Raw genomic sequence first — 24378 nt, 5'->3', positions numbered from 1 at the left:
GGCCCCTCTGGCTACCGCGTGACGTCGACGGTGTAGACGCCGTCGCCGGACGTGGCGGTGCCCGTCACCCGGGTGCTGCCCGGCGTGCGGCGGACCTGGCCGGTGCCGTCGTCCTCGATTTCACCCGAGAGGGCAAGGTCCAGGGTGACGCTGCCCTCCAGGTCCCCGGTCATCTGGAAGGGCCCCTTGAGCGTCCCGGTGAAGGTGCCGTCCGGGATGTCGCGCAGCTGGAGGGTGAGCTCCGGCTGCGCCGCCGTGTCCGTGCTCGAGGCGTAGGTGATGTTCACCGGGTCCTCGTCCCCGCCCAGGACGATCTCACCGTCGGAGTACCCGGTCATGCCGATGCTCAGCCGCATGCCCTTGTTGGCCGAGCTGCCCTGATCCACCTGCCCGGTGACGAGCAGCGTCCCGGAGGCGTCGCCCGTCGTGGACTGGGGCGGGATGTTCGCGCTGGACGCGGCGTTGAAGCCGGTGAAGCCCAGCTGCAGGGCCTTGCTCACGGACGGGTCGAGTCCGAGGTACGCGCGGCGGGCCTGCTCGTCGGAGCTGATGTCGTCATCACCGCAAGCCGTGAGCCCCAGGGACAGGAAGAGGGAGCACGCGACAGCGGTCAGGGTGCGAGGAAGGGAGGTGAGCATGGTTTCTCCTGTCAGCCGATGGGGCTGTTGCAAGTGCAGGGCGTCGTCCCGGTGCAGGCTTCGCCGGCGAACGTCTCGCAGTTGAGCCGCGGGCAGCACAGGCTGGTGGGCGAGCACGCCTGACCGGCGGCGGAGCAGGTCGAGCCCGTCTCGCAGGTGCCGACGATGCTCCCCCCCGGGATGTTGCAGCCCAGCCCGACGCAGCAGTCCGCGGGCGAGGTGCAGGCCTGGCCCTGGGGCTGACAGGCGCTGGGGGCCGCGCAGGTGCCATTGGTGCAGATGCCGGAGCAGCAGGCGGCACCCGAGGCACAGGCCTTCCCGTTCGCTGCGCACGTGCCCGCGTCCGTTCCGCCCGTGCCTCCGTCCTGGGTGCCCGTGCCGCCGTCGGTGCCGCCACCGCCCGGCACGGCCTTGGCGAGGCAGGCGTAGGCGAACTCGGAGACGATGGAGCAGGTGGTGCCCGCGCAGCACTTGGAGTTCTCCGGGTCACACGTCGTGCCCACGGGATCGCACGTCACCTTCTGGCAGGTCAGGCCGCCATTCGCGCCGGGCAGGCAGCGCGCGCCGCCGCAGCACTGGTCGGAGAACTGGCACTGCTGGTCCTGCGCGATGCAGCACGGCTCCTCGCCGGTGTAGCCCGTGGGGCAGCCCGCCGGGCAGTTGTTGTTGGGGCAGCCGCCGAAGCAGCGCGGCACGCCGGCGGAGTCCACCTTGCACACGGCCTTCTGGCCGTCGCAGCAGGCCTCGCGGGCGTTCACGTCGATGATGCCGCCGTCGGGCAGCTGGCCGCTGCCGCAGATGTTGCCCACCGGGTTGCAGCCATTCGGCTTGTCACAGCGGCTCTCGCGGCAGTCCACCGCGTTGGACAGCTTCTCCCCTCCGCAGCACACGCCGTCGCCGGTGCAGTAATTGCCCGTGGGACGGCAGCCGCCCACCGGCTGGCACACGGTGGTCCCGTAGCCAAGGTCCACGCACGTGCGCGAACAGCAGTTGCTGGAGCCCGAGCACGGGTTGCCGTCCTGGAGGCAGCTGCCCGCGCCACCACCGCTGACCGCCACGCAGCGGCCCGGGGTGCCCGTGTTCTCCTGCGAGCACACCCCGCCGCAGCAGTCCGAGCCCTTCATGCACAGGTCGTCGTTGGCCTGGCACGAGTACGCCGGCTTGCAGACCCCGCCCTGGCAGTTGCTGGAGCAGCAGTCCCCCGCGCCGGTGCAGGCCTGGCCCGGCACCTTGCAGTTGCTGGTGCTGCTGGAAGGCAGCGCCGCGCACTTGCCGTCCGCGCCGCAGAGCTTCGTGCAGCACGCCTCCGCGCTGGCGCACGTGCTGCCCACGTCCAGGCACTGCAGCGTGGAGCACTTGCCGTCCAGGCAGCTGTTCGTGCAGCACTCGATGCCGCTGGTGCAGGCCTCGCCCGCGGCGGTGCACTGGGTACTGGGGGCCGGACAGACGCCCGTGTCCGAACAGAGGCCCGTACAGCACTGGGCGCCCGAGTCCCGGCTGCACGCCGTGCCCTCGCCGAGGCACTGGGAGCCAGGCCCCGCGTCGGGGAGGGGCTGCGGCCCCGCGTCCGCTCCGGCGTCCACGGTGACCGGCGGGTTCTCCGGCGGCTTGCCGATGTCTCCACTGCTACACGCCACGACACCGAGCGCCACACCCAGCGCCCCCAGCAACAGCCAGCGGTTCGCCTTCATCCGGACAGTCCCTTCCCGGCCGGCCGTGAGCGCCCTCCCACCGACGGGGCCACGACCTCCATGGGCGCCACGACGTGGGGCGCCAGCCCAGGAGACGACCCCGGCCGGGGGCTGTCGGCCACGCGACGGCCCTTTGACGCCCCGAGCCTGGCGGTTCCCGCCGGTCACCCGGAGTGGGTGTCAGAGATTCCGTTCCAGCCGCTCCCGCGCCTTCACGATGGCGGCGGTGCGCGTCGTCACGTCGAGCTTCGCGAAGACATTTCGCAGGTGCCACTTCGTGGTGGAGAGCGCCACGTTGGAGCGCTCGCTGATCTCCTGGTTGCTCAGGCCCTGGGCCAGCAGCTTGAGCATCTGGAGCTCCCGCTCCGTGAGCGGCTCCAGCGGCGCGCTGGGCAGGGCCGGGAACGGGGCCTGTCCCGCGTGGCCCAGGGACAGCAGGTCCTGGTACCGCTCGGTGTAGCGGGCCGGCAGCACGTGGCTCAGCTTGCGCTGCGTGGCCGCCGCGACGATGACCTCCTGCAGCCCCGGCGTCTCGTCGAACACGCCCCGGCTGAAGCCGAAGCGGGGCACCAGCGCGAAGCCCCGGTTCACCGCGGCGAACGCCGCCGTCGGATCTCCGGCACGCCAATGACACACCGCCAGCGCGGCCAGCAGCGCCGTCTCCCGGGCGACGCAGCCGGCGTCATGCGCGCTGGCCCGCAGCGTCTCCAGCAGCCCGTGCGCCCGGGCGTGCCGCCCGCGCGCCATCAACACCCAGGCCTGCGCCACGCCCGATTGCTCCCAGGCCTCGTCGTAGAAGCGCCGCTCGCTCCACTCGCCCCGGCGCATGCGCTCGCCCAGGCCGAACTCCTGCGCCACCGCCTTCATCCGCGCGGGGGTCTGCTCCACCAGGGACAGGCGGATCTTCTCCCCGCAGACATGGGCCAGGAAGCGCGTCTGGTGTCCGCACTCGAGCACGCTGTGCAGGTAGTCCAGCAACTGCCACGCCTCCGCGTACTTGCCTCGAATCGTCTTGATGCGGGCCAGCACCAGGTAGGCCATCGCGAAGGTCTCGAACACCGCCGCCTGGGACAGGAGCGGCAGGACCTCGATGCAGAGCGCCTCGGCCTCGTCCAGCCGGTTCTGGTCGTAGCGGGTGTTGGCCAGCGCCGTCGCCGCGTTCACCCACACCGGGTTGCGCCGGCCGCGGCTCGCGCGCTCGAAGGCCGCCTCGCACCGGTCCACCGCGTCCTTCATGTTTCCCTGGGCCCGGTCCGCCAGCACGATGAGCACGTCCGTGTAGCCCACCATGTAGGGGTTGTTCTGCGCCTGCAGCGTCTCACGCGCGATGGACGCGAGCCGGCGCATCGCATCGAACCGGTTCAGCCGGAGCGCCTGGTACGCCTTCGCCGCCAGCACCGCGCCCGCCATGAAGACGTCCGGGTCCTCGTCCCCCGGAGGCGTCTCCAGCTCGATGACGGAGCCCTGCGCGGAGTCCGAGAGGACGGCGTGCAGCAGCGCGAGCCGGGAGAGCTGCCGCGACAGCCGCTCGCGCTCCGGGTCCGACGCCGCCGTCTGGAGCCGGCGCTGCGCGTCCTGCAGCGCCAGGGAGGCCGGCACGAAGGCGCGGGACAGGGTGAGGCACGCGATGCGCGCCACGCAGATGGCCGGCGAGCGCAGGGTCTCCTCCGCCGTCAGCTTCGTCGTCCAATGGAGCACGGAGGCAATCTCTCCCTCGCGCATCCACGCCTCCACGCAGCGGGCCGTGAGCTCCAGGCACCAGCCCCGGTCCCCGGAGGCGAACGCGTGCGTCAGGGCCTCGTCCGGCAGCCCGTGCTCGGCGAACCACGCGCTCGCCGCGCGGTGGAGCCCGGGGATGCGGTCGCCGTGCGTGCACGCGAGCTGGGTGCGCAGGAAGTCGAGGAACAGCGGGTGGTAGCGGTACCACTGGTGCTGCGTGTCGAGCGACTGGATGAACAGCTGTCCGCGCTCCAGCTCCGCCAGCAGCGCGGGCCCGCGGGTGATGCCCAGGAGGGCGTTGCACAGTTCTCCGTTGAGCCGGTCCACCACCGAGCTCAGCACCAGGAACGCGTGCACCTCCTCCGTCTGCTCGCGCAGCACCACGTCCGCGAGGTACTTCGCCACGTCGTGGTTGGAGCCAATGGCCTTGCGGAGCGCGTCGCTCACGCTGGCGTGCTCGCCCGCCGTCAGCAGGGCCAGCTTCACGCCGGCCACCCAGCCCTCGGTGCGCGCGCGCAGGTACTCGACGTCCTCGGGCTTGAGCGCGGCGCCGCACAGCCGCTGCCCCAGCTCGTGGATGGCCTCCCCGTCCAGGCCCAGGTCGCGGCTGTCGAGCGTCACCAGCTGCTCGGTGAGCTTCAGCTTCGCCAGGTCCAGCTCCGGCGGGCCGCGCGACGAGACGATCCAATGGACGTGCGGCGGCGCGTGGTCCAGCAGGTACGAGAAGGCCCGCGTCAGCGCGCGCTCCCGCAGCACGTGGAAGTCGTCCAGCACCACGACGAGCTCGCGCCCCAGGTTCCACAGGCTCCGCAGCACCACCGTCGTCGCATGGTCCAGCGGGAGCGCCACCTGCGCGTCCAGCGGGCCCGTGATGTACGCGTCGAACTCCGGGGCCGCGCGGCGGATGGCCCCGACGAGGTACGAGAAGAAGCGCTCGGGCGCGTTGTCCCGCTCGTCGAGCGACAGCCACGCGAGCAGCCGCGACCCGCGCGCCTCGCGGTACCACTGCGTCAGCAGCGTCGTCTTGCCCGAGCCCAGCGGCGCGGTCACCAGCACCAGCTTGCCGCCGACACCCCGGTCGATCTTCCGGAGCGCCGCGCTCCGCGACACGAGCACCGACGCCGTCTGCGGCGGCGAGAGCTTCGTCGGCAGCAGGTGCGAGAGCGGGTCGCTCAGCGGCGCGGACGCCGGGAGCGCGCTCCCTGGGGCATTTCGAGAGCTCGGCATGGGCACGTTCCCCCCTGCGACCGATGGCGCGCCAAGTAGACCACGGGCGGTGCGTGCGGGAACCGGGGCCCCGGGACGCCCAGTGCCAATCCGCCACCAACGCAACGCGTCATCACGGCCGTGGGCCCCCCTCCCCTCCCCCTCCCTTCGGAGGGGGCGATGTCCTGACACACCCTGGTAATTCCGACTGTGCAGTTCTTACCTGCTCACCCAGGAGTTCCAGATGGTCCATTTCCCGCAGGTGGCCCTGAGCAAGAACCGGTGGCGCGCCCGAGCCGGTCTGCTGTGCGCCGCCGTGTCGCTGTTCGTCTCCTCCCGTGCCGCGGCCCAGGCGCCCGCGTTCATCGAGTTCGAGAGCGCGCACGTGCGCCCGCTGGCCCTCTCTCCGGACGGCACGAAGCTGTTCGCCGTCAACACGCCGGACAACCGCCTGGAGGTCTTCAACGTCACCAGCGGGGGCCTGTCGCTGGTGGCGGAGGTGCCGGTGGGCCTGGAGCCCGTCTCCGTCGCCGCGCGCAGCAACACCGAGGTCTGGGTGGTCAACCACCTGTCGGACAGCATCAGCGTGGTGAGCGTGAGCGGCACGCCGCGCGTGGTGCGCACGCTGCTGGTGGGCGACGAGCCGCGCGACATCGTGTTCGCCGGCGCCAACGGCCATGCGTTCATCTCCACCGCGCACCGGGGCCAGCACCGCACGGACCCGTCCATCGCCTCCGTGCCCGGCGCGGGGGACCCGCAGCTCACCACGCCGGGCGTGGGCCGCGCGGACATCTGGGTCTTCAACCCCGCGTCCCTGGGGACGACGCTGGGCGGCACGCCCGTGCGCATCCTGACGCTCTTCGGTGACACCCCGCGCGGGCTCGCCGTCAGCCCGGACAAGAGGACGGTCTACGCGGCCATCGCGCAGTCCGGCAACCGGACGACGACCATCAACATGGACAGCGTGTGCGACGGCTTCAGGACGGCGGGCGTGTGCCTGGTCCAGCCGGACACGTTCCCCTGGGGCAACAACCTCTTCCTGGGCGGGCTGCCCGGGCCGTCCACCAACGTTGAAGGCGCGAAGGCGCCGGAGACGGGCCTCATCGTCAAGTGGAACAGCGCCACCAGCCGCTGGGAGGACACGCTCGGCCGCAACTGGAACAACGGCGTGCGCTTCAACCTGCCGGACAAGGACGTCTTCGCCATCGACGCGGACGGCCTTCAGCAGAAGGCGTTCTACACGGGCGTGGGCACGACCGTCTTCAACCTGGCCACCAACCCGAAGACGGGCGCGGTGTACGCGACCAACAGCGACGCCAACAACCTCACCCGCTTCGAGGGCCCCGGCGTCTTCGGCGGCACCACGGTGCAGGGCAACATCGCGAAGATGCGCATCACCGTCATCAAGGGGACGTCGGTGTCGCCGCGCCACCTGAACAAGCACATCGACTATTCGAAGCTGGCCGGCTCCCCCGGCTTCGACCCCACGGCCCGCGACCACAGCCTCTCCACCCCCACGGAGATGGCCGTTTCGAGCGACGGCGCGAAGCTGTACGTGGCCGCGTTCAGCTCCAGCAAGGTCGGCGTCTTCGACACCGCGGCGCTGGAGGCGGACACGTTCAACCCCCGCACGGCGAGCGCCAACTACATCCCGGTGAGCGGCGGCGGCCCCAGCGGCCTGGTGCTGGACGAGGCGCGCAACCGCCTCTACGTGATGACCCGCTTCGACAACGCGGTGAAGGTCATCGACCTCGGCACGAAGAGCCAGGTGGCCTCGGCCGCGCTCTACAACCCGGAGCCTCCTTCCGTCGTGCAGGGCCGCCCGTTCCTCTACGACGCGAACTTCTCCTCGGCCAACGGCGAGGCCTCCTGCGCCAGCTGCCACGTCTTCGGCGACAAGGACGAGCTCGCGTGGGACCTGGGCAACCCGGATGACGCGGTCACGACCAACGCCATCGACAAGCGGCTCGCGAGCAGCCTGGAGATTGGCGCGTTCCGCCTGCTCACCGGCCACCCGGGCTCGGACGTCAACGGCACCGGCAACCAGAATGCCTTCCACCCGATGAAGGGCCCCATGACGACGCAGACCCTGCGCGGCATGTCCACGTCGGGCGCCATGCACTGGCGCGGGGACCGCTCCACGGGCTTCTTCGGCGCGGGGGCGTATGACGAGGCCCTGTCGTTCAAGAACTTCGTCGTCGCCTTCCCCGGACTGCTCGGCCGCGCGGACCAGCCCACCGAGGCGGAGATGAACAAGTTCACCGACTTCCAGCTCCAGGTGCAGCTGCCGCCCAATCCCATCCGCAACCTGGACAACTCGCTCACGTCAACGCAGGCGGCCGGCCGCGACTTCTACTTCGGCAGCCGCCGCGTGGACGGCCTGGCGATTGGCGCCAACACCGGCTTCAACTGCAATGGCTGTCACACCATAGACCCGTCGCAGGGCTTCTTCGGCACCGACGGCCAATCCAGCTTCGAAGGCATCAGCCAGATCATGAAGATTCCCCACGTGCGCAACATGTACACGAAGGTCGGCATGTTCGGCTTCCCGGACAACAGCTTCTTCCAGCACCCGGACACCGGGCCCACGGGCGACCAGGTTCGCGGCTTCGGCTTCACGCACGACGGCGCGGTGGACACGCTGTTCCGCTTCTTCAGCGCCATCGTCTTCGCCAACAACAGCATCGGTGGCCCCCTGGTGGGCTTCCGGAGCGACTCCGAGCGCCGGAGCGTGGAGGCCTACATGCTGGCGGTGGACTCGGACCTGGCGCCCATCGTCGGTCAGCAGGTGACGCTCACGTCGACGAACGCCTCCGCGGTGGGGGCGCGCATCGACCTGTTGATGGCCCGGGCGAAGGCGCCCTTCGTGTCGAAGATCCTCGGCGGCGCCACGTATGAGGCCGACCTGGTGGCGAAGGCCGCCATCGGCACCCGCGTGAAGGGCTTCCTGTTCGACCGCGCGGCCGGCACCTGGAAGCCCGACGACGGCACCGCCAACCTCACCACCGCGGCCCTGCGCGCGCTGGCGAACACGCTGGGCCAGGAGGTGACCTTCACCGCGGTGCCCCCGGGCTCCGGCACGCGCATCGCGCTCGACCGGAACCTGGACGGCAGGCTCGACGGTCAGTAGCCCGCTTCAGCGCGTGGCCCCCTGCCCCGCCTCTCCGGTGCCCCCGGGGAGGCGGGGCTTTTTCGTGTGCTGGATGCGTCCGTGCCATCCCCATCAAACAATCCAGCGAACATGCAATTCCGGTTAAAATGTTAATTCTTGCTTTACTCTGTTTTGTCAGACATGGAGAGTATCCCCACGCACCGCCGGTGCGCCGCTGCGTTCACCAGGGAGAAACACCATGCACTTTCTTCGTAGACCGTCCTTGATGGCCTTCCTCTGTCTGCTTTCAGCCTCCACCGCGTCCGCGGCCGACCTCTACGTGTCGACGACGGGCAGTGACGCGACGGGCACGACGGGCTCGCAAAGCAATCCCTTCAGGACCATTCTGAGGGCATCGCAGGCCGCCATCACTGGCACTCCCACCACCATCCATGTCGCGCCAGGAACCTACAGCGGCAGCTTCCTGACAACGAAGAGCGGAACGGCCGCCGCCCGCATCCGCTACGTCTCCGACACGAACCCGACCACGGGCGCCCGGGCGAAGATCGTCCCGCCGAACGCCACGGCGACGACGGGCATCATGTGGGAGAACCGGGGCGCGTACGTCGACATCGACGGGTTCGAGTTCGATGGCACGGGCACCCGGATGCCTAACGGCCTGCTCAACCAGGGCTCGTATGTGACGATCAGCAACAACGACGTCCACCACATCGCCGCCCGCTCCGATCAGGCCTGCAACGGCGGTGGCGGCTCCGGCATCAACATCGTGGATAGCGCCTTCACCACTTTCATGACGGGCACGGTGGTGACGCGCAACAAGGTCCACGACATCGGAAACAACTGCCGGTTCATCCAGAACATCTACATCAGCACCCGGGCGACGGTGACGAACAACCTCTCCTACAACAACCCGGGAGGGGGAGGCATCCACCTCTGGCATGACGCCCACGAGGTCACCATCGCCAACAACACGATCGTGAACACGCAGTGGGGCATCATCGTCGGCGGCGGCGATTATTACAAATACAGCGGTCCCGCCGACTACGTGAATGTCTCCAACAACATCCTCGTCAACAACGTCTATGGCGTGAACCTCTCGGGTGACGTCGGCTCGCACAACACGTACACGAACAACCTCGTGTATCAGAACACGTACAACTTCAGCTCCGGCGCGAGCCATTCCGGGACCGTCATCGCCCCTCCTCGGTTCGTGAACGCGTCTGCGGGAGATTTCCACCTGGCAGCGGGTTCGCTGGCGATCAACGCGGGCTCCCCCACCTTCGCGCCCTCCGTCGACCTGGACGGCAATCCCCGCCCCGTGGGTGGCAAGTATGACATTGGCGCCTACGAGCATGGCGCCGCGCCCCCGGGCCAGGTGCTCACGTTCTGGGAGCGGGACAGCGAGGCCGGCTCCACCGCCGGCTACTGGTACAAGCAGGCGCTCGTGAATGGCGTGGTCGTGTGGGAAAGCGACGTCACGGCGGACGGCACGGGCTGGCAGTCGCACTCGGTCGCGATCAACCCTGGCGCAGCGAGCTTCGACCTGCGGTTCCGGTTGATCAGCAAGGCGGGCGTGTCGAACTACCCCATCTCCTTCCATGTCGATGATGTCTCCATCGGCGGCCTGACCGTCGCGAACGCGGGCTTCGAGTCCTCGACCGACTGGACCTATGCCGAGAACAACGCCGCCTTCACGGGAGCCTATGACTCCTCGTTCCATGGGGGAGCGCGGTCGTACAAGCTGTCCTACCCGGGGGCCACGGCGTCCGCCGCGGGGGATGCGAGCTCCGTCACGCAGCAGGTGAACGTGAACAAGACGCTCACGTTCTGGGAGAAGGACAGCGTGGCCGGCCCGACGGCTGGCTACTGGTTCAAGCAGGCGCTCGTGGATGGCGTGGTCGTGTGGGAGAGCGATGTCACGGCGGACGGCACGGCCTGGCAGTCGCACACGGTCAACATCGCGCCGGCCAGCCCGAGCTTCGAGCTGCGGTTCCGGCTGATCAGCAAGGCGGGCGTGTCGAACTACGCGGTCGCCTACAACGTGGATGATGTCGCGATCAACGGCGTCACCGTGACGAACGCGGACTTCGAGACGGCGGCCGGCTGGACCTACGCCGAGAACAAGACCGCCTTCACCGGCGGCTACGACACGGGCGTGTTCCACGGCGGTGCCGAGTCGTACAAGCTGACCTATCCCGGAGCGACGACGTCCGCCGCGGGTGACAGCAGCTCGATTTCGCAGACCTTGCAGAACTAGGCGATGAGGCTGGGGCGAGCTCGAGGTCAGCTCGCCCCTGTCGTTCAGGCCGCGGGGGTCGCGCTCCACTGCTCGACCATCAGGTCGATGAAGCGCCGCACCTTCGCCGGCAGGTGACGCCTGCTCGGGTAGAGCGCGACGATCGGGACGTACTCCGTTTCGCAGAACGGCAGCAGCGCCTTGAGCCGCCCGCTGGCCAGGTCTTCATCGACCAGGAAGCCGGGAAGATAGGCGATGCCCAGTCCCGCGACGGCCGCGTCCCGGAGCGCCTCGCCACTGTCGAGCCGCAGGCGGCTTCTTCCCTCCACCTTCACCGGGGAGCCGCCCTTCTCACGCAGATGCCAGGGCTGCCGCCGCGTCCGGCTGCTGAAGAGCAGGCACTCATGCGCCGCGAGGTCCTCCAGCGTGGCGGGTTCACCGTGCGCCTTGAGGTAGGAGGGCGCGGCGCAGACGAACACCGGGTGTCGAGCCACGACCCGGGAGACCAGGCGCGTATCGGTGCTGGAGGCACTGATGCGCACGGCCAGGTCGTAGCCCTCCTCGATGATGTCCGAGACGCGGTCCGTGAAGCTCACCTCCGCCTGCAGCTCGGGCCAGGCCCGCAGGTAGTCCCGCAGCAAGGGAAGGACCCGCCGTCTGCCGAAGGCGGCCGGCAGCGTAAGCCGGAGAACCCCCCGAGGCGTTCCCGCGCGCTGCCCCACGCTGGCTTCCGCGTCGTCCAGGGCCGCGAGGACTTGCAGGCAGTGCTCCTGGAAGACACGGCCCTCGTCGGTGAGGCTCAGCTGGCGTGTCGTGCGATTGAGCAGGCGCACCCCGAGGCGGGATTCCAACCGGGCCAGGGCCTTGCCCGCCGCCGAGCGCGTCAGGCCGAGGGCCTGGCCGCCGCCCACGAAGCTGCCCGCGTCCACGACGGCCATGAAGGCGAAAATCTCATCCAGTTGGGCGCGTTTCATCGATGGCGCTCCATTGTAGCGACCGCGTCGCTGGAGAGGGGAACGCCGTTCGTCAATGGGCCCGGTATAGGAACCCGGCATTCACCCATTCATTTGGAGCGCCTCCATGCCCGTGACCCTGCTCAACCCCGATGGACTCATGAAGCCCGACGTGTACCGGCAGGTGGCGATCTCCACCGGCACCCGGCAGGTGCACGTCGCGGGACAGGTCGCGTACGACGCGCAGGGACAGCTCGTCGCGCGGGGGGACCTGGCCGGACAGGTGGCGCAGGCCTACCGCAACGTCGCCATCGCCCTCGCGGCCGCCGGGGCGACGTTCAACGACGTCGTCCGGCTGACGTTCTACGTGGTCGACTGGAAGCATGAGTTGATGCCCGCCTTCCTCGCCGGCATCGAGCAGGTCTCCAAGGAGCTGGGGATCGTGCCGGCGCCGGCATCACTCATCGGGGTCTCCGTGCTCTTCGAGCCGGGCGTCCTCGTCGAGATTGAAGCCACCGCGGTCGTGGATTGAGCAGTTTCATGCGCCAGGCCATACGGCCGGTGCGTGCGGGTCGAAATCACCCCAAAGGCAGACACGCCCTGCGAGGAGGTGTGACCGGGGTACGCTTGACGTTTTGCTCGCCCCCACGCTCTCGTTGTCACATGAACGTGACTCTCTCATGGGTTGTGAGCGCAGCTGTCACCTTCGCCTCGGCTCCCGTCCTCGCCCAGGAGCACGGGCTGGACCTGTCCGCCGGCAAGCCTCCTCCCACGGGCACCGGGATGCTCGTCACGGGCAGCATCATGACCGGCGTCGGGGCGGTCAACCTGCTCACCTCGCCCCTCTGCAAGACGAGCATGGTTCCCCGGGACACGCAGGACGTCTGCCTTGGGACCTCGCTGGTCATCGGCGGCGCCCTGACGGCCGTGGGCGTTCCGCTCCTGCTCGTGGGCATCAGCCGCCACAACAACTATGTCGAGTGGAAGCGGCAGCACCGCGCCCTCGCCGCGCTGACCGACGTCAGCATCGCGCCCACCCGCGGCGGCGCGGCGCTCACGTGGAACGCTTCGTTCTGACCTTGCGTCCAGGCCGCACCCCTTGAAGGGGCCGTCATCCGGAGAGCACTGGCAGGAGCAGGTCCCGGATGTGGTCGGCGAGGAAGCGGTAGCTCACCCCGAGGCGGCCTGCCTCCGTGCGCAGGTCCGCGCCCTGGAGCACCTTGAACGCGGACTGCCGCGTGGCATGGAAGAGCCGGTCGTCGTTCCCTCCCGGGTCCAGCGAGGGTCCCCACGCCGCCAGGGGAAGCCGCGCCCGCAGCCGCGCGCGCTCCAGGTAACCCAGGTTCTGCGTCAGTCCGAGCTCGGGGGCCTGCTCGACCTCGAGGCTCCAGTCGATGGCCTGGATGAAGTCCGCATAGGGCACCAGCCCGCTGGAGGCCAGGGAGTCTCCCGCGAGCGCCGTGCGGATCGCGTTGATGACCTCCGGCAGGTTGACCAGGTCGCTGTGGGAGTCCTCGCGCACCGGGGGCACATAGGCGTGGTAGCAGCTGGTGGGCAGCCCCGGCAGGAACGAGGACTGGAAGAGCACGGTGCCGTCACCGTTGGAGAGCCTGCCCTGAGGGGGTGGCGGCTGCGAGTGGAGCGTCCAGCCTCCCGGCCCCATGCGCGCCGCGTAGTCCGTCCTCCCATTCAGGCCGACGATGACCACGATGCGTGACGCCAGGCGCTGGGCCACGTCCTGCGCCTGCGGGCGGGTGAACTGGTAGCCGCTGTATGAGAAGCGCAGCAGCGGGTCGCGCAGCTCGAGGCGGTAGGGATTGGTCCAGGACCCGGCGCTGTAGAGGTCCTGACCGGTGCGCACGGGGTACTTCAGCGTCGCGTCCAGCCCGGGTAGGCGGGTGGGCCAGTACTCGCGGGGAGCCACGAGGAGGTTGAAGAGCCCCGGCATGCTCGCCGCGGACTGGCGCAGGGTGGCATTGCTGATGAGCCAGTCCGCGGGCGAGCCGGTGCCATCCTCGATGACCCGGATGGGCTTGAGGGCACCCCAGAAGGGCGGCGCGCAGAAGACGATGCGCTCGATGGCGTCATCGAACTCACGCGTGGAGGCCAGCATCCGCAGCAGCACGCAGCCGCCCATGCTGTGGGTGACGAAGCGCAGCGGCTGCCCGTCCGTGCGCAGACTCCGCAGGAAGAGCGCCAGCCGCTGGGCCTCGATGCCAATGCCGTCGCGCCAGTCGAAGTTGAAGCGGCCCCACCCGATTCCCGCGAGACAGTCGGCGTAGTGATCGCCGAAGACGGGCAGGTTGACCGTGGAGCGTGCGTAGATGAACTGCCCGGGGCTGTCGACTCCGCCCTGGGGCGTGACGTTCAGGAAGGCGAGGTTGTCCACCTCGTGCCAGATGCCCGAGTCGGCCCAGAGGGTGTCACGGCGTTGCCGGTCGTACAGCTCGCTGCCCATCACCCCATGCAGGAAGATGGCGCGACGGGGCGAGTTGCGGATGTCATTGATCCATCCCGGCCAGACCTCGTCGGCGTAATAGTCGTGCTTGAGCAGCATGGGCCCCCCGAGTCGAGACTAGGGAGCCCCCGCGGCCGGGCACAATCACCCTGGGGGGGCGGGCTGGAGCCGGTGCACGCCCCGCTCCGTCAGCGAGCGTCGGCGCGTCGCCAGCGGAGCGTCAGCCCGACATGGCCCGTCGGCTGCCGGCGGCCGTCTCTCAGGTCGAGCGGAAGCTCGAGGCCGCCCTCTGCTCGCAGCTCCAGGTTCGGGCGCAGCCGGAACGCGACGCCCAGCGAGCCGCCCGGTAAGGCAAGCAGGTGCGAGCCGTTGAACCTGCCTTGAAAGACGGTGAGCGGTCCCGCGAAGGTCCCCATCAGCGAGGCGCCCCCGGTGATGGTCCACGTCCGATTGAGCCGGTAATCGAGCAGCGCCTGCGCCCCGAGGCGCAGATTGACGGGCTCCGTGGAGTTGTTGGTGACGGGCACGTACCAGAGCCCCGCGCTCGGAGCGACCGACAACGTCCAGGGCGACCGCTCGACGAGCCGATGCCGGGTCCCGAGCTCGAGGCCCAGCAGCGTGAGGCGACCGCCCCAATCCCAGTTCTCGCCAACCCCCTTGCGGAAGGTGAGCTCGGGACTGGGCAGGTACGCCCGCTCCCGGCCGCGCTCGAAAGCGACCGCGTTCACTGAGACGCCGACCTCGGTCGTCCCCGCCGGGGTCGTCGCCGCGCCGAGGTTCCGCGCTCCGCTCATGCAGCCGGGCGCGATGAGGAGGAGCCCGCCCAGGCCCAGGGCCCACGTGACGTGTCGCGGCGTCATGGCGGCCACGCGAAGCGAACCCAGACGGGATGGTGGTCGCTCCCGGCGGGACGCTTGTCCACGCCGCGCTCCACCGCGGAGAGCCCCTGGACGAAGACGGAGTCGAGCGGCAGGCCACCAATCACGGAGTCCACGGTGTCCCCCACTCCTTCCGAGGCCCAGTGGAAGCCCCGCTCCGAGAACAGCTTCACGGTCTGCTTGAGGCTTCCCGGGTCGGAGGTGTTGAAGTCGCCAGCGATGATCTGCAACGGCCCCGTTCCGTCGAGCGCGTCGATGATGGTCTCCGCCTGATCCAACCGGGCGCCGAGCCCGACGATGGGCGTCGCGTTGTGCACGCAGACCGCCTGGACGGGGGTCCCCCGGACGTCCAGCGTCGCGACGACAGCGATGCGGTGCTGCTGGCGGTAGGGGTCGTCATGGGGAAGGTTGATCTTCCAATCCGCGGTGATGGGCCACCGGCTCAGCACCGCGTTCCCGAAGTCATCCCCATCCACCGCGACCGAGCCGGGGTAGTAGACGTAGGCCAGCCCGAGCTCCCGTGCGATCCGGTCCACGGAGGCCGCGTCCATCTCCTGCATCAGGATGACGTCCGCCCCCGCGAGCGGCGGTCTCGAGAGGGCCGTTATCGCCTCGGAGACCTGCTCTGCGAAGGAAAGGTTGAACGTCACGACGGTGAGCGAGGAGGGCGCTTCCGCGGAAGCAGCGTCAGCAGTCCGATGGTCCCCGCTGTACCTCGGGCCTGTCGCATCGGCGTAGTTCTCCGCCTGTGGGCACGCGGTCAGGAGCGAGAGCAGGAGGAGCGCCCACGGCAGCGCGACGAGCGAGCCCTTCCTTCGGGGTCCGCGGGCTTCGTTGGGACGCAATGACTGACTCATCAAGCCACTTGAAACAATGCGGGGAACCGGAGATTCCATTCGCCGCGGCATCGGGGCCGCGACAGCCTCCGCCTGGCCCCTCCATTGCCCTGTGATTCGAGCAGAGAGGAGGCAACCGTTGCGCGTCCGACGGCTCCTCCGGCTCCAGGGCTGATGGCCGGCCTGGCAGGTCAGCCCCACCCTCCATCCCGACAGGCTTCCCGGCGTGGCGGGCCGGGGGGCACTCATTCCGGCTCAGGAGAGGCGGGGCCGCGCGTTGGGGACCATGGCCGTGAAGTCCAGGCGGACCAGCCCGGCAGCCCTCGTGAACGTCGCGACCGCGCTGCTGCTGGCCGCTGCCTTCCCGGCCCAGGCGCATGGTTTCCCCGCGGATGCGCCGCTCGCCGAGGGGGAGCCCACGCCTGGGGCCGAAGGGAAGGCGGGCCGGGAAGCCGCCGCCGGGTGCCAGGAACCGCCTCCTCCGCGCCGGAATGTCTGGCTGGCGCTGGGCGAGGTGACGGTGGCGAACACGGCGATCTGGTCGGTGAACCGGTTCATCCGCAAACGCGACTGGGCCGAGGTGAGCCCGGAGGTGTGGCGGCGCAACCTGACGAGCGGCTTCGAGTGGGACGCGGACAAGTTCACCGCCAACCAGCTCGACCACCCGTACCACGGCGCCATCTACTACAACATCGGGCGCGACAATGGCTTGAGCTACTGGGAGGCCGCCCCCCTCACCCTCTTTGGCAGCCTCCAGTGGGAGGTGTTCGGCGAGAACAACCCCCCGTCCACCAACGACATCATCAACACCAGCATCGGAGGTCTCGCCGTCGGCGAGGTGCTGTACCGGTTGTCCTCGATGATCCTGGACAACGGTGCCACGGGCTGGGAGCGGGGCGGCCGCGAGGTGGCGGCGGGCCTGCTCAATCCGGGGCGTGGCTTCAGCCGGGTCGTCCGGGGCGAGGCGTGGAGGGTCGGGCCCACGCCGCGCGAGTGGACGCCGCCCCACTTCGCCGGCATCGCGCGCGTGGGGTTCCTCCAGGAGGGAGACAACGACGCAGGGGAACCGGGCGAGGGCCGGCTCCTCATCGGGCTGGGCATGCGCCATGGCGACCCGTTCCTCGACGACTTCCACAAGCCATTCGACAGCTTCTCGGTGGACGCCAGCTTCATCGTCCGCCAGGGCCATTTCCTGGGTCAGGCCGAGGCGCAGGGGCTGCTCGCGGTCACCTCGCTGGTGCAGCGCCCCCGGTGGCAGGTCCTGCTGGGCGCGTACCAGCTCTACGACTTCGTGGACATCGGCAACTACCAGGTGGGAGCGCAGTCCTTCAGCGGGAGCCTGCTCTACCGCCATTCAGTGCTGGGCTCGATGGACGTGCGCGCGGCCCTGGACCTGCGGGGAGTGGCGCTCGCGGCCATCTCCTCCAACCTCTCCGAAACCAGCGGACGGGGCTACGACTACGGCCCCGGGGTGGGCGTCACGCTGCGGGCCGCGCTGGGCTCCTGGCCGTGGGAGTACGTCGGCGTGGAGCTGGAGACGTCATGGATCCACACGCTGGACGGAGTGGTGAAGGACCACCTCATCCACGAGGGACGCCTCCATGCGGACATCCCGGTCTACCGTGGGCTGGGGCTGGGTGGCAGCCTCCAGCTCTTCCGGCGCGACAGCCTCATTCCCGACGCGAAGCGCGACCCCCAGCAGACCCCGCGGTTCCAGGTGTTCGTGTCGTGGCACTGAGCCCCCTATGCTCGGCGCCCATGAGCCCCTCCCCTCTCCAGGATGAAGCCCGCCCGGCCGAGCCTCGTGACGGATACGCGCGCCGCGTCGGCCTCTTCTCGGGGGTGATGCTCGTCATCGGCGGCATCATCGGCTCGGGCATCTTCCTCAACCCGGCCATCGTCGCGCAGCGCGTGCACACGCCGGGGCTCACCCTGGGCGTGTGGCTGCTCGGCGGAGGCGTGGCGCTCATCGGCGCCTTCATCTACGGGGAGCTGGGACAGCGCATCCCCAAGGCGGGCGGCAGCTACGTCTACCTGCGCGACGCCTTCGGCCCGCTGCCCGCGTTCCTCAACGCATGGGGGATGATGCTGATGATCGCCACCGGCGCCATCGCCGCGGTGGCCGTCACCTTCGCCAACTACACCCTCGCGCTCACCGGCCTGGGGGCCGGCTTCCGCTTCCCCCTCGCCGTCGGCGCCATCGTCCTGCTCTCCGGGGTGAACTACCTGGGCGTGCGGCCCGGAGCGCTCACGCAGAACGTCTTCACCGTGCTCAAGCTGCTGGCGCTCGCGGGGCTCGTGGGCGCGGGGCTGCTGCTCGAAGGCGTCCGTCCGGCGGCGGTGGAGGCGGCCGCCGTGCCCCAGGCGCCTGACTCCCTCGTGCTCGCCCTGGGGGCGGCGCTCGTCCCGGTGCTGTTCAGCTACGGCGGGTGGCAGCAGACGAACTTCGTGGCCGAGGAGATGGTCGACCCCGAGCGCAACCTGCCGCGCGCGCTGTTGCTCGGCGTCATCGGCGTGGTGACGGTGTACCTGCTGGCGAACCTCACCTACCTGCGCACGCTCGGCGCGGCGGGGCTCGCGGCGAGCAGCGCCCCGGCGGCGGACGCGCTCGGCCAGCTGCTGGGGCCCGCGGGCCGCACGTTCATCACCGCGGGCGTCGCCCTCTCCACCTTCGGCTTCCTCAACCTCGTCATCCTCGTCTCGCCGCGCGTCTACCAGGCCATGGCCGCGGATGGACTGTTCTTCCCCTGGATGGCGCGGCTGCACCCGCGCTACCGCACGCCCTCCAACGCCATCGTGTTCCAGGCGGCCTGGGCCATCCTCCTCACGGGCACGGGCACGTACGGCGAGCTGCTCGACTCCGTCGTCTTCGCCGACTGGCTCGTCTTCGGCGCCACGGCCGCGACGCTGTTCGTCTACCGCGCGCGCGAGCGGCAGGGGCTGGTGCCCCGCGCCGCGTACCGGGTGCCCGGCTATCCCGTCACCCCGCTCCTCTTCATCGCGGCCGCGCTGTACGTGCTGCTGGGCTCGACGGCCTCCAACCCGCTCAACGCGCTCAAGGGCACGTTGCTGCTCGGCGCGGGCGTGCCCGTGTTCCTCTACTGGCGCCGGCGCACCCGGCGGCCGGAGGCTCCGCCGGCGCTCGGCGCGCCTTGACTCACCCTTCGGCCTCCATGCGCGCCTTCTCGCGGATGATGACGTCGCGCACGTGGTCGCGCAGGGCGTGGATGTCTCCACCGAAGCCCGCGGGGTCGATGGGCTCCAGTACGCGCACCCGGGCGTGGACCGCCTGCTGGAGGACGAGCCCGTGCTTGGGCATGGTGCGCGCGGTGCCGGTGAGGACGATGGGGATGATGGGACAGTGCTCCTGGATGGAGAGCGTGAAGGCGCCATCCTTGAAGGCCTTCACCTGGCCGTCATGGGAGCGGGTGCCTTCGGGAAACATCAGGATGGGGACGCCGCGCGCCAGCCAGCGCCTGCACCCGGCCATCATCTGGATGATGCTCGCGCGGTCTCCACGGATGAGCGGCACATAGCGGTTGAGGCGCATGTTCCAGCCGATGAGCGGCAGCTTGAAGTTCTCCGCCTTGGAGACCCACTTGAACGGCCGGTAGAGGCCGAAGAGGACCAGGATGTCCCCCAGCGACTCGTGGTTGGCCACCAGCACCGCCGCGCCCTTCCAGGGCAGGCGTTCGCGGCCCTCCACCCGCAGGTGCCACATCGGGTTCACGTAGAAATACAGCTGCGCCCAGAAGCACGAGTACAGGTGAAGCACGCGTCCATTCGCGTCAAACGGGCGGGTGAGCGCCCACAGCAGGAGCGCTCCAAGGAACAACACCGCGCTGGACAGCGCGAGGAAGGTCCAGAACGCAATCGAGAGGGGGATTCGGATGATCCCCACTCTGTCATGGATGGGTGGATCCACCCACATCAGGTGCGCATTCTCCCCGGATGGGTGCAGCCCCCCTCCCCCGACGCATGGCCCTGCTCGATTCCAGGCGCGAGCGTGCGCCCTCGGGGCAACCGGCGCACAGAGCCAGACGCGAATCGCGGCGAGCAGGACGAGGGACGCTTTCTGGAAGCATCCCAGGGCCCAACTCCTTCCTCGAGGCCTCCGTCAGGTCTCCTCTTTATTGATTTGCCATGCGGCCTGGACAGGCCGCACCTCTGATTTTACGCTCGCGGTCAACACCGGGTCTGGCTCGTTACAAGCAGTTGCCGGTGTGATCACTGGGGGATGACATGCCCGACGTCCAAAAAGACCCGTCCTTGCCTGAGATATCCTCGGACTGGAGCACAGGAATTCAAATGCTCCTCAGCAGCGCGCAGGACGCAGCCACTCGCGCCCAATCAGCTGCCCGCGAAGTTTCTCAACCGCTCCTTGAGCAAGTCCGTGATGCAAGCCGAAGGTCCGAGGAGGTGCTCGCCGAGATCCGCAAGGAGGTGGCAGAGCACAAGAAGCTTACGGCCCAAAACCAGCAAACCGCTCGACTCAACGCGCTGGTCGAACTGTCAAAAACACCCATCCTCACCGCGAGCATCCTGATTGCCATCTACTGCGCGGGGAGCCTCCTGAACATCGATCTCAGCTACATCAAGAAGATCGGGCCGACGGAGATTGAGTTCGACACGGAAACGAAAACCAAGCTCATTGCTCTTTCTCTAGAAAACGACCAGAACAAAGCGCTCATCGAACAGCTGCAAAAGAACACCGAGCGAGAAGTGCGCATCTCCGCTGGCGGGCTGCCTGATGCAGGCGTAGCGCATCCGCCTGCTATCGCACCGCAAGCCATAAAGCTTGAAGATATTGTCTCGGAAAGAACTGTTGAACTCGCCCAGCTCGCAACCCCACAGACCCAGCGGCCAAGCCTGGAAGACAAAATCGGCTTCATCTGGATCGGGGACCAAAAGAACGGCTCGTGGACGAAGCCAAGGATACGTGACATTGACGGAAGGGATTTCACGAAGTCGCCGAGCACCATCAGTGAGGGCACGCTGCTTCAGGCAAGAGGCGCCCTGGTCTTGAGGCAAGGCCAGCCCCCCGACAATGAAAGCTACTTTCGTGGCGTCCCGGTGCTCGGAGTCCTGTCGAGCGGGACTCCAGTGGAAGCAATGGGCCAGCCCATCCCAATTGATCGCGACTACGCCATTCAATACTGGCTGAAGGTCAAGGTGCTCCAGGCGGACAAGGGAACGCCTTGACGGCCAGCCAGGTTCACCGAGGAAGGCTCAATCAGTACTGCGCATCCAGGACCAGGTGCCCCAGGCCTCCGCCGCCGTAGCGTTCCTCGAAGAGGACGGCGATCTCGTTCGTCCCCTCCCTCAGCTTGTAGAGGGGGATGGGGAAAGCCTCGGAGGACCACTCCGTGGGCAGGGATGCATCCTGGACGATGCTGGTGCCATGGAGCGGGTCTCCGCCAGTCACCAGGCTCTTGGTCACGCCGGGCAACAGGCCCACCACGGGGATGCCATTGACGAAGACGACGTAGCCGTCGTTCATGACGACGCGGCCTGGGCGGAACTTGTCCTCGAGCTTGAGTGACTTCAGTGCCGCGACGTTGGTGAGCTCCACCTGGGTCCTGAACCAGTAGTAGGTGCCTTTGAGGTAGCCATCCGCGCCCACCTGGCCCTGGCCAAGGTCCGGCGTGTAGAACCAGGTGTCTCCGGGGATATGGCCGGGAATTTGACGGCCCTGGACATCCTGGCTGCGCCCATCCCAGGCATTCGACGTCCAGGTCTCGTCCCGGTCGTCGTCGCCATAGTACCGGAAATAGGGAACCTCCTCGATGAAGTACCCGGTCGTCCGCTCCCACGCGGGCTCGATGCGGAGCGTGCTCTCCAGTGACCCGAGCTCCTGGCGCGTCCCCTGCTCCCGCTCGGGTTGGCCACAGGCACTGCCAATGAGCGCGGACAGCAGCACGGCCCCTGCGCGAACAAAGCCTCTCATGGTGATTCCCCTTGATGGTGCAGCGTGGTTGGGATTGGACGTCAAGGCAGGCCCCCCTGCTTCGCGAGGGGCGCGGAAGCCCACATCGGAGTCCAGGGAAGTCTACCAGGGGGACTCCACCGGGCCCACTGACGGCGTCCCCGGCCCCAACACGTACGTGGGTCTGGCGGACCTCTCGTCGGGTCCTCAGATACCTGAGAGCCCGGTCGCCATGGCTGTGGATTTCCGAGAGCGCCTCCCATGCAACCCTCCGGATCATGCAGGGATGACGATGGCCTGACGGCTGCATCAGCGCCGGGACTCAACCCCAGGAGAACGCAGATGCGACGCACACTGCCGTTGATGGCCCTCACCTCGCTTCTCATGGCTTGTGGGGAGGTGGAGGTCTCTCTCACCACGGACGCCACGGCGTACCTGCCCGGCGACACCGTCCAGCTCGTGCTTCAGAACGAAGGCACTCGCGAGGTGGGCTACAACCTCTGCTCCGTCCGGGTCGAGCGCCGGGAGGACAGCGGGTGGCTCCACACGCCGCACCTGGGCGAGAACGAAGCCTGCCCGGCCGTGCTTCACACGCTGAAGATCGGTGCGCAGGACCAAGGCACGCTGACGCTCCCCTCGGAGCTGCAGTCCGGCGAGTACCGCATCGTGAGCGACGTGGACACCCTGCGGACCGACTCCCAGGGGCGCTCCCGCCAGGAGCAGGTGATCAGCAATCCGTTCCGCGTCGAGCGGGAGGTGCCGTGACGCGATAGCGGTTACCCGGCGTCCGCGATGCGCTCGAGCAGCTCGCTCAGCAGCAGGCTTTCGCCTTTTGAGAGCCCACGGATCCGGCCCATGGAGGCACGCAGCGCGGCGGCCACGGCGCGGACCTCCGCGTTCTTCGGTGTCGCCGCCTCGCTCGTGATGGCGGCCACGGCTGCCTCGCGCGCGGCCTGGGCGAGTCCGGGGTCACGCTTGCCTTCGGGCTGGCTCAGGAGCGTGAGCACGGCGCCAATGCCCATCGCCGACACGAGGCCGAGCGCCCGCTCCTCACTGACCCGCAGCCGCCCCGCGAGCGCGAGGTTCCGGATGCGGCGCCGCAGGACATCCTCCCCGTCGCCAAGGGACGGGGACTGCGACGCCAGCTGCGGATCGCTGCTCATGATGGCGAACAGCCCGGGATGGCTGAGGCCGAACGCGATGTGCGTATCCCACCCGTCGCGAAAGTCCTGGAGCGGATCCGGGTGCGGCTTGCGCGCGGCCTTCTCCGACACGTAGCGCTTCATCGCGTGCTCGAAGACAGCCGCGAGGAGGCCGCGCTTGTCGCCGAAGAGCCGGTAGAGGGTCGGTGCCTGCACCCCCGCGGCGGAGGCCACGGCCCGCGTGGTGGCGGCCTCGGGCCCTCCGGAAGCGATGAGTTCAGCGGCAGCCGCGATGATGCGCGCGCGCACATCGGAGCCCTCCGCGTCCTCGGCAGCGACCTTCTCGCGGTCCTTCTCCTTCATGGGGCTGAGATAGCACGCAGCCCCCGGAACGCCGATAACGAAGTCTTGATATCGCCGATAACGGCCACTACGTTATCGCCGGTAACGCAGAATCGTTTTCGCTGATATTCCAAGGAGCGTTCGATGATCGTCGTGACCGGAGCCACCGGGCAGCTCGGCCGTCTCATCGTGGAGAACCTCATCACCCGCGTCCCGGCGGACCGGGTCGCCGTCAGTGTCCGGGACGTGCGGAAGGCCCAGGACCTGGCGGCACGTGGCGTCCGGGTGCGCAGGGGCGACTTCGCGGATCCAGCGAGCCTGGCGCACGCCTTCGAGGGCGCGTCCCAGGTGCTGATGGTTTCATCGAATGCGCGCGCGACGGGCGGCGACACCCTCGCCCAGCACCGCGCCGCCATCGACGCCGCACGGGCTGCCGGAGCGCGACGCATCGTCTACACGAGCCACATGGCCGCGAGCCGTTCCTCGGCGTTTCCCCCGATGCTCGACCATGCGGCGACGGAGCAGATGCTGGGCGAGTCCGGGCTGGCGTGGACCGCGCTTCGCAACGGCTTCTACGCTTCGAGCGCGGTGTTCCTGCTGGCGAAGGGCCTGCAGACGGGAGTCTTCGAGGCGCCCACGGACGGCAAGGTCTCCTGGACCACGCACGCGGACCTGGCGGAGGCGGCGGCGGTGATCCTGACGAACGAGGGCCGCTACGACGGGCCGACGCCGCCGCTCACGGCATCGCAGGCGCTCGACTTCGAAGCGCTGTGCGAGCTCGCGTCGAGCGTCCTCGGAAGCCCGCTCCGTCGGAGCACCGTGCCGGAGGACGAGATGCGCGCGAAGCTCGTGGCCTCCGGCATGCCCGCGTCCGCGGTGGCCATCTCGCTCGGCCTCTACCGCGCGAGCCGCGACGGCGAGTTCGCGCCCGTCGATCCCACGCTGCGAGAGCTGCTGGGCCGTGCGCCGACGAACATGCGCGAGGTGCTGACCGAGAAGCTGGACCGGACGGCCTAAGTAGGTGGCCAGAAGTTGATGAACAAGGCCTGCGGCCTGAAGGTTCTCCGCGAAGACGCGCCTTGCGAAGCGCAGCGGTGAGTCGCGACGGTGTGCATCCGCGGGCGTCACGGCGGGCCCACGGGCAGGGGCGCCCGCCGGGCGCGCCTTCGCCAAACCTGTCTGACAGTCGGACAGGTTCGCGCTGCATGGGGCCCGGGGCCGCACCGGCACGGGAGGACATG

19 protein-coding genes are annotated in these 24378 nt (G+C 69.0%); 9 read left to right on the top strand and 10 right to left on the bottom strand.

Translation table 11 applies throughout. The annotated features are described in order from the left end of the window. Positions 1-11 precede the first annotated feature (11 nt). The 3 genes from NR792_RS02360 to NR792_RS02350 all read right to left on the bottom strand — a co-directional run bounded on the left by NR792_RS02360 (position 12) and on the right by NR792_RS02350 (position 5275). A complete protein-coding gene (locus NR792_RS02360; RefSeq protein ID WP_375758434.1) occupies positions 12-638 on the bottom strand; it encodes a hypothetical protein in 627 nt (208 codons plus the stop codon). 11 nt (positions 639-649) lie between these two features. Continuing rightward, entirely contained in the window at positions 650-2329 is a 1680-nt protein-coding gene (locus NR792_RS02355; protein WP_375758433.1) for a hypothetical protein, read from the bottom strand. 180 nt (positions 2330-2509) lie between these two features. Next, a complete protein-coding gene (locus NR792_RS02350; RefSeq protein WP_375758432.1) occupies positions 2510-5275 on the bottom strand; it encodes a LuxR C-terminal-related transcriptional regulator in 2766 nt (921 codons plus the stop codon). 223 nt (positions 5276-5498) lie between these two features. Here NR792_RS02350 and NR792_RS02345 point away from each other — a divergent pair, with 223 nt between their 5' ends. Together NR792_RS02345 and NR792_RS02340 are read left to right on the top strand one after the other, a co-directional pair. Further along, positions 5499-8384 carry a YncE family protein gene (locus NR792_RS02345; protein ID WP_375758431.1) on the top strand — a complete coding sequence of 962 codons (2886 nt, stop codon included), beginning with the start codon at positions 5499-5501 and terminating at the stop codon, positions 8382-8384. A gap of 247 nt (positions 8385-8631) precedes the next feature. Continuing rightward, positions 8632-10623 carry a choice-of-anchor Q domain-containing protein gene (locus NR792_RS02340; protein WP_375758430.1) on the top strand — a complete coding sequence of 664 codons (1992 nt, stop codon included), beginning with the start codon at positions 8632-8634 and terminating at the stop codon, positions 10621-10623. A gap of 44 nt (positions 10624-10667) precedes the next feature. Here the strand turns inward: NR792_RS02340 and NR792_RS02335 are convergent, their stop codons facing one another. After that, on the bottom strand, positions 10668-11576 hold the full coding sequence (locus NR792_RS02335) for a LysR family transcriptional regulator (protein ID WP_375758429.1): 909 nt from the start codon (positions 11574-11576) through the stop codon (positions 10668-10670). Positions 11577-11682: 106 nt separating this feature from the next. On the opposite strand from NR792_RS02335, the gene NR792_RS02330 reads away from it, so the two are divergent. Both NR792_RS02330 and NR792_RS02325 read left to right on the top strand, forming a co-directional pair. Beyond that, positions 11683-12087, top strand: a complete 405-nt coding sequence (locus tag NR792_RS02330; RefSeq protein ID WP_375758428.1) for a RidA family protein — start codon at positions 11683-11685, stop codon at positions 12085-12087. Positions 12088-12242: 155 nt separating this feature from the next. Beyond that, positions 12243-12632 carry a hypothetical protein gene (locus NR792_RS02325; protein ID WP_375758427.1) on the top strand — a complete coding sequence of 130 codons (390 nt, stop codon included), beginning with the start codon at positions 12243-12245 and terminating at the stop codon, positions 12630-12632. Positions 12633-12666: 34 nt separating this feature from the next. Here the strand turns inward: NR792_RS02325 and NR792_RS02320 are convergent, their stop codons facing one another. The 3 genes from NR792_RS02320 to NR792_RS02310 all read right to left on the bottom strand — a co-directional run bounded on the left by NR792_RS02320 (position 12667) and on the right by NR792_RS02310 (position 15541). Then, positions 12667-14112 carry a hypothetical protein gene (locus tag NR792_RS02320; RefSeq protein WP_375758426.1) on the bottom strand — a complete coding sequence of 482 codons (1446 nt, stop codon included), beginning with the start codon at positions 14110-14112 and terminating at the stop codon, positions 12667-12669. 89 nt (positions 14113-14201) lie between these two features. Continuing rightward, on the bottom strand, positions 14202-14873 hold the full coding sequence (locus tag NR792_RS02315; protein WP_375761561.1) for a hypothetical protein: 672 nt from the start codon (positions 14871-14873) through the stop codon (positions 14202-14204). Beyond that, a complete protein-coding gene (locus NR792_RS02310; RefSeq protein WP_375758425.1) occupies positions 14870-15541 on the bottom strand; it encodes an endonuclease/exonuclease/phosphatase family protein in 672 nt (223 codons plus the stop codon). The genes NR792_RS02315 and NR792_RS02310 overlap by 4 nt, the downstream gene beginning before the upstream one ends. A gap of 511 nt (positions 15542-16052) precedes the next feature. On the opposite strand from NR792_RS02310, the gene NR792_RS02305 reads away from it, so the two are divergent. Then, positions 16053-17465, top strand: coding sequence for a DUF3943 domain-containing protein (locus NR792_RS02305; RefSeq protein WP_375758424.1), 1413 nt, complete (start codon positions 16053-16055; stop codon positions 17463-17465). Between the two features lie 20 nt (positions 17466-17485). Continuing rightward, complete coding sequence (locus NR792_RS02300) at positions 17486-18883, top strand: APC family permease (protein ID WP_375758423.1); 1398 nt, start codon at positions 17486-17488, stop codon at positions 18881-18883. A 1-nt stretch (position 18884) separates the two neighbouring features. Here NR792_RS02300 and NR792_RS02295 read toward each other — a convergent pair whose 3' ends face one another. Continuing rightward, on the bottom strand, positions 18885-19658 hold the full coding sequence (locus NR792_RS02295) for a lysophospholipid acyltransferase family protein (protein WP_375758422.1): 774 nt from the start codon (positions 19656-19658) through the stop codon (positions 18885-18887). 311 nt (positions 19659-19969) lie between these two features. On the opposite strand from NR792_RS02295, the gene NR792_RS02290 reads away from it, so the two are divergent. Beyond that, entirely contained in the window at positions 19970-20929 is a 960-nt protein-coding gene (locus NR792_RS02290) for a hypothetical protein (protein ID WP_375758421.1), read from the top strand. Between the two features lie 31 nt (positions 20930-20960). Here the strand turns inward: NR792_RS02290 and NR792_RS02285 are convergent, their stop codons facing one another. Beyond that, the gene (locus NR792_RS02285; protein ID WP_375758420.1) at positions 20961-21674 is read right to left on the bottom strand and encodes a hypothetical protein; all 714 of its coding nucleotides are present in this window, start codon (positions 21672-21674) and stop codon (positions 20961-20963) included. Positions 21675-21995: 321 nt separating this feature from the next. Between NR792_RS02285 and NR792_RS02280 the strand changes: the two genes are divergently transcribed. Continuing rightward, positions 21996-22418: an immunoglobulin-like domain-containing protein gene (locus NR792_RS02280; protein WP_375758419.1), complete on the top strand. Its 423-nt coding sequence runs from the start codon at positions 21996-21998 to the stop codon at positions 22416-22418. An 11-nt stretch (positions 22419-22429) separates the two neighbouring features. Here the strand turns inward: NR792_RS02280 and NR792_RS02275 are convergent, their stop codons facing one another. Beyond that, positions 22430-23158, bottom strand: a complete 729-nt coding sequence (locus tag NR792_RS02275) for a TetR/AcrR family transcriptional regulator (RefSeq protein ID WP_375758418.1) — start codon at positions 23156-23158, stop codon at positions 22430-22432. A gap of 123 nt (positions 23159-23281) precedes the next feature. On the opposite strand from NR792_RS02275, the gene NR792_RS02270 reads away from it, so the two are divergent. Beyond that, positions 23282-24154, top strand: coding sequence for an NAD(P)H-binding protein (locus NR792_RS02270; RefSeq protein WP_375758417.1), 873 nt, complete (start codon positions 23282-23284; stop codon positions 24152-24154). Positions 24155-24378: the final 224 nt, after the last annotated feature.

The organism is Corallococcus exercitus (assembly GCF_042231735.1).
In the GTDB taxonomy this organism is placed as follows: Bacteria; Myxococcota; Myxococcia; order Myxococcales; family Myxococcaceae; genus Corallococcus; species Corallococcus exercitus_B.
The sequence above is the reverse complement of the archived record's forward strand: the minus strand, read 5'-3'. Positions and strand labels throughout refer to the sequence as shown.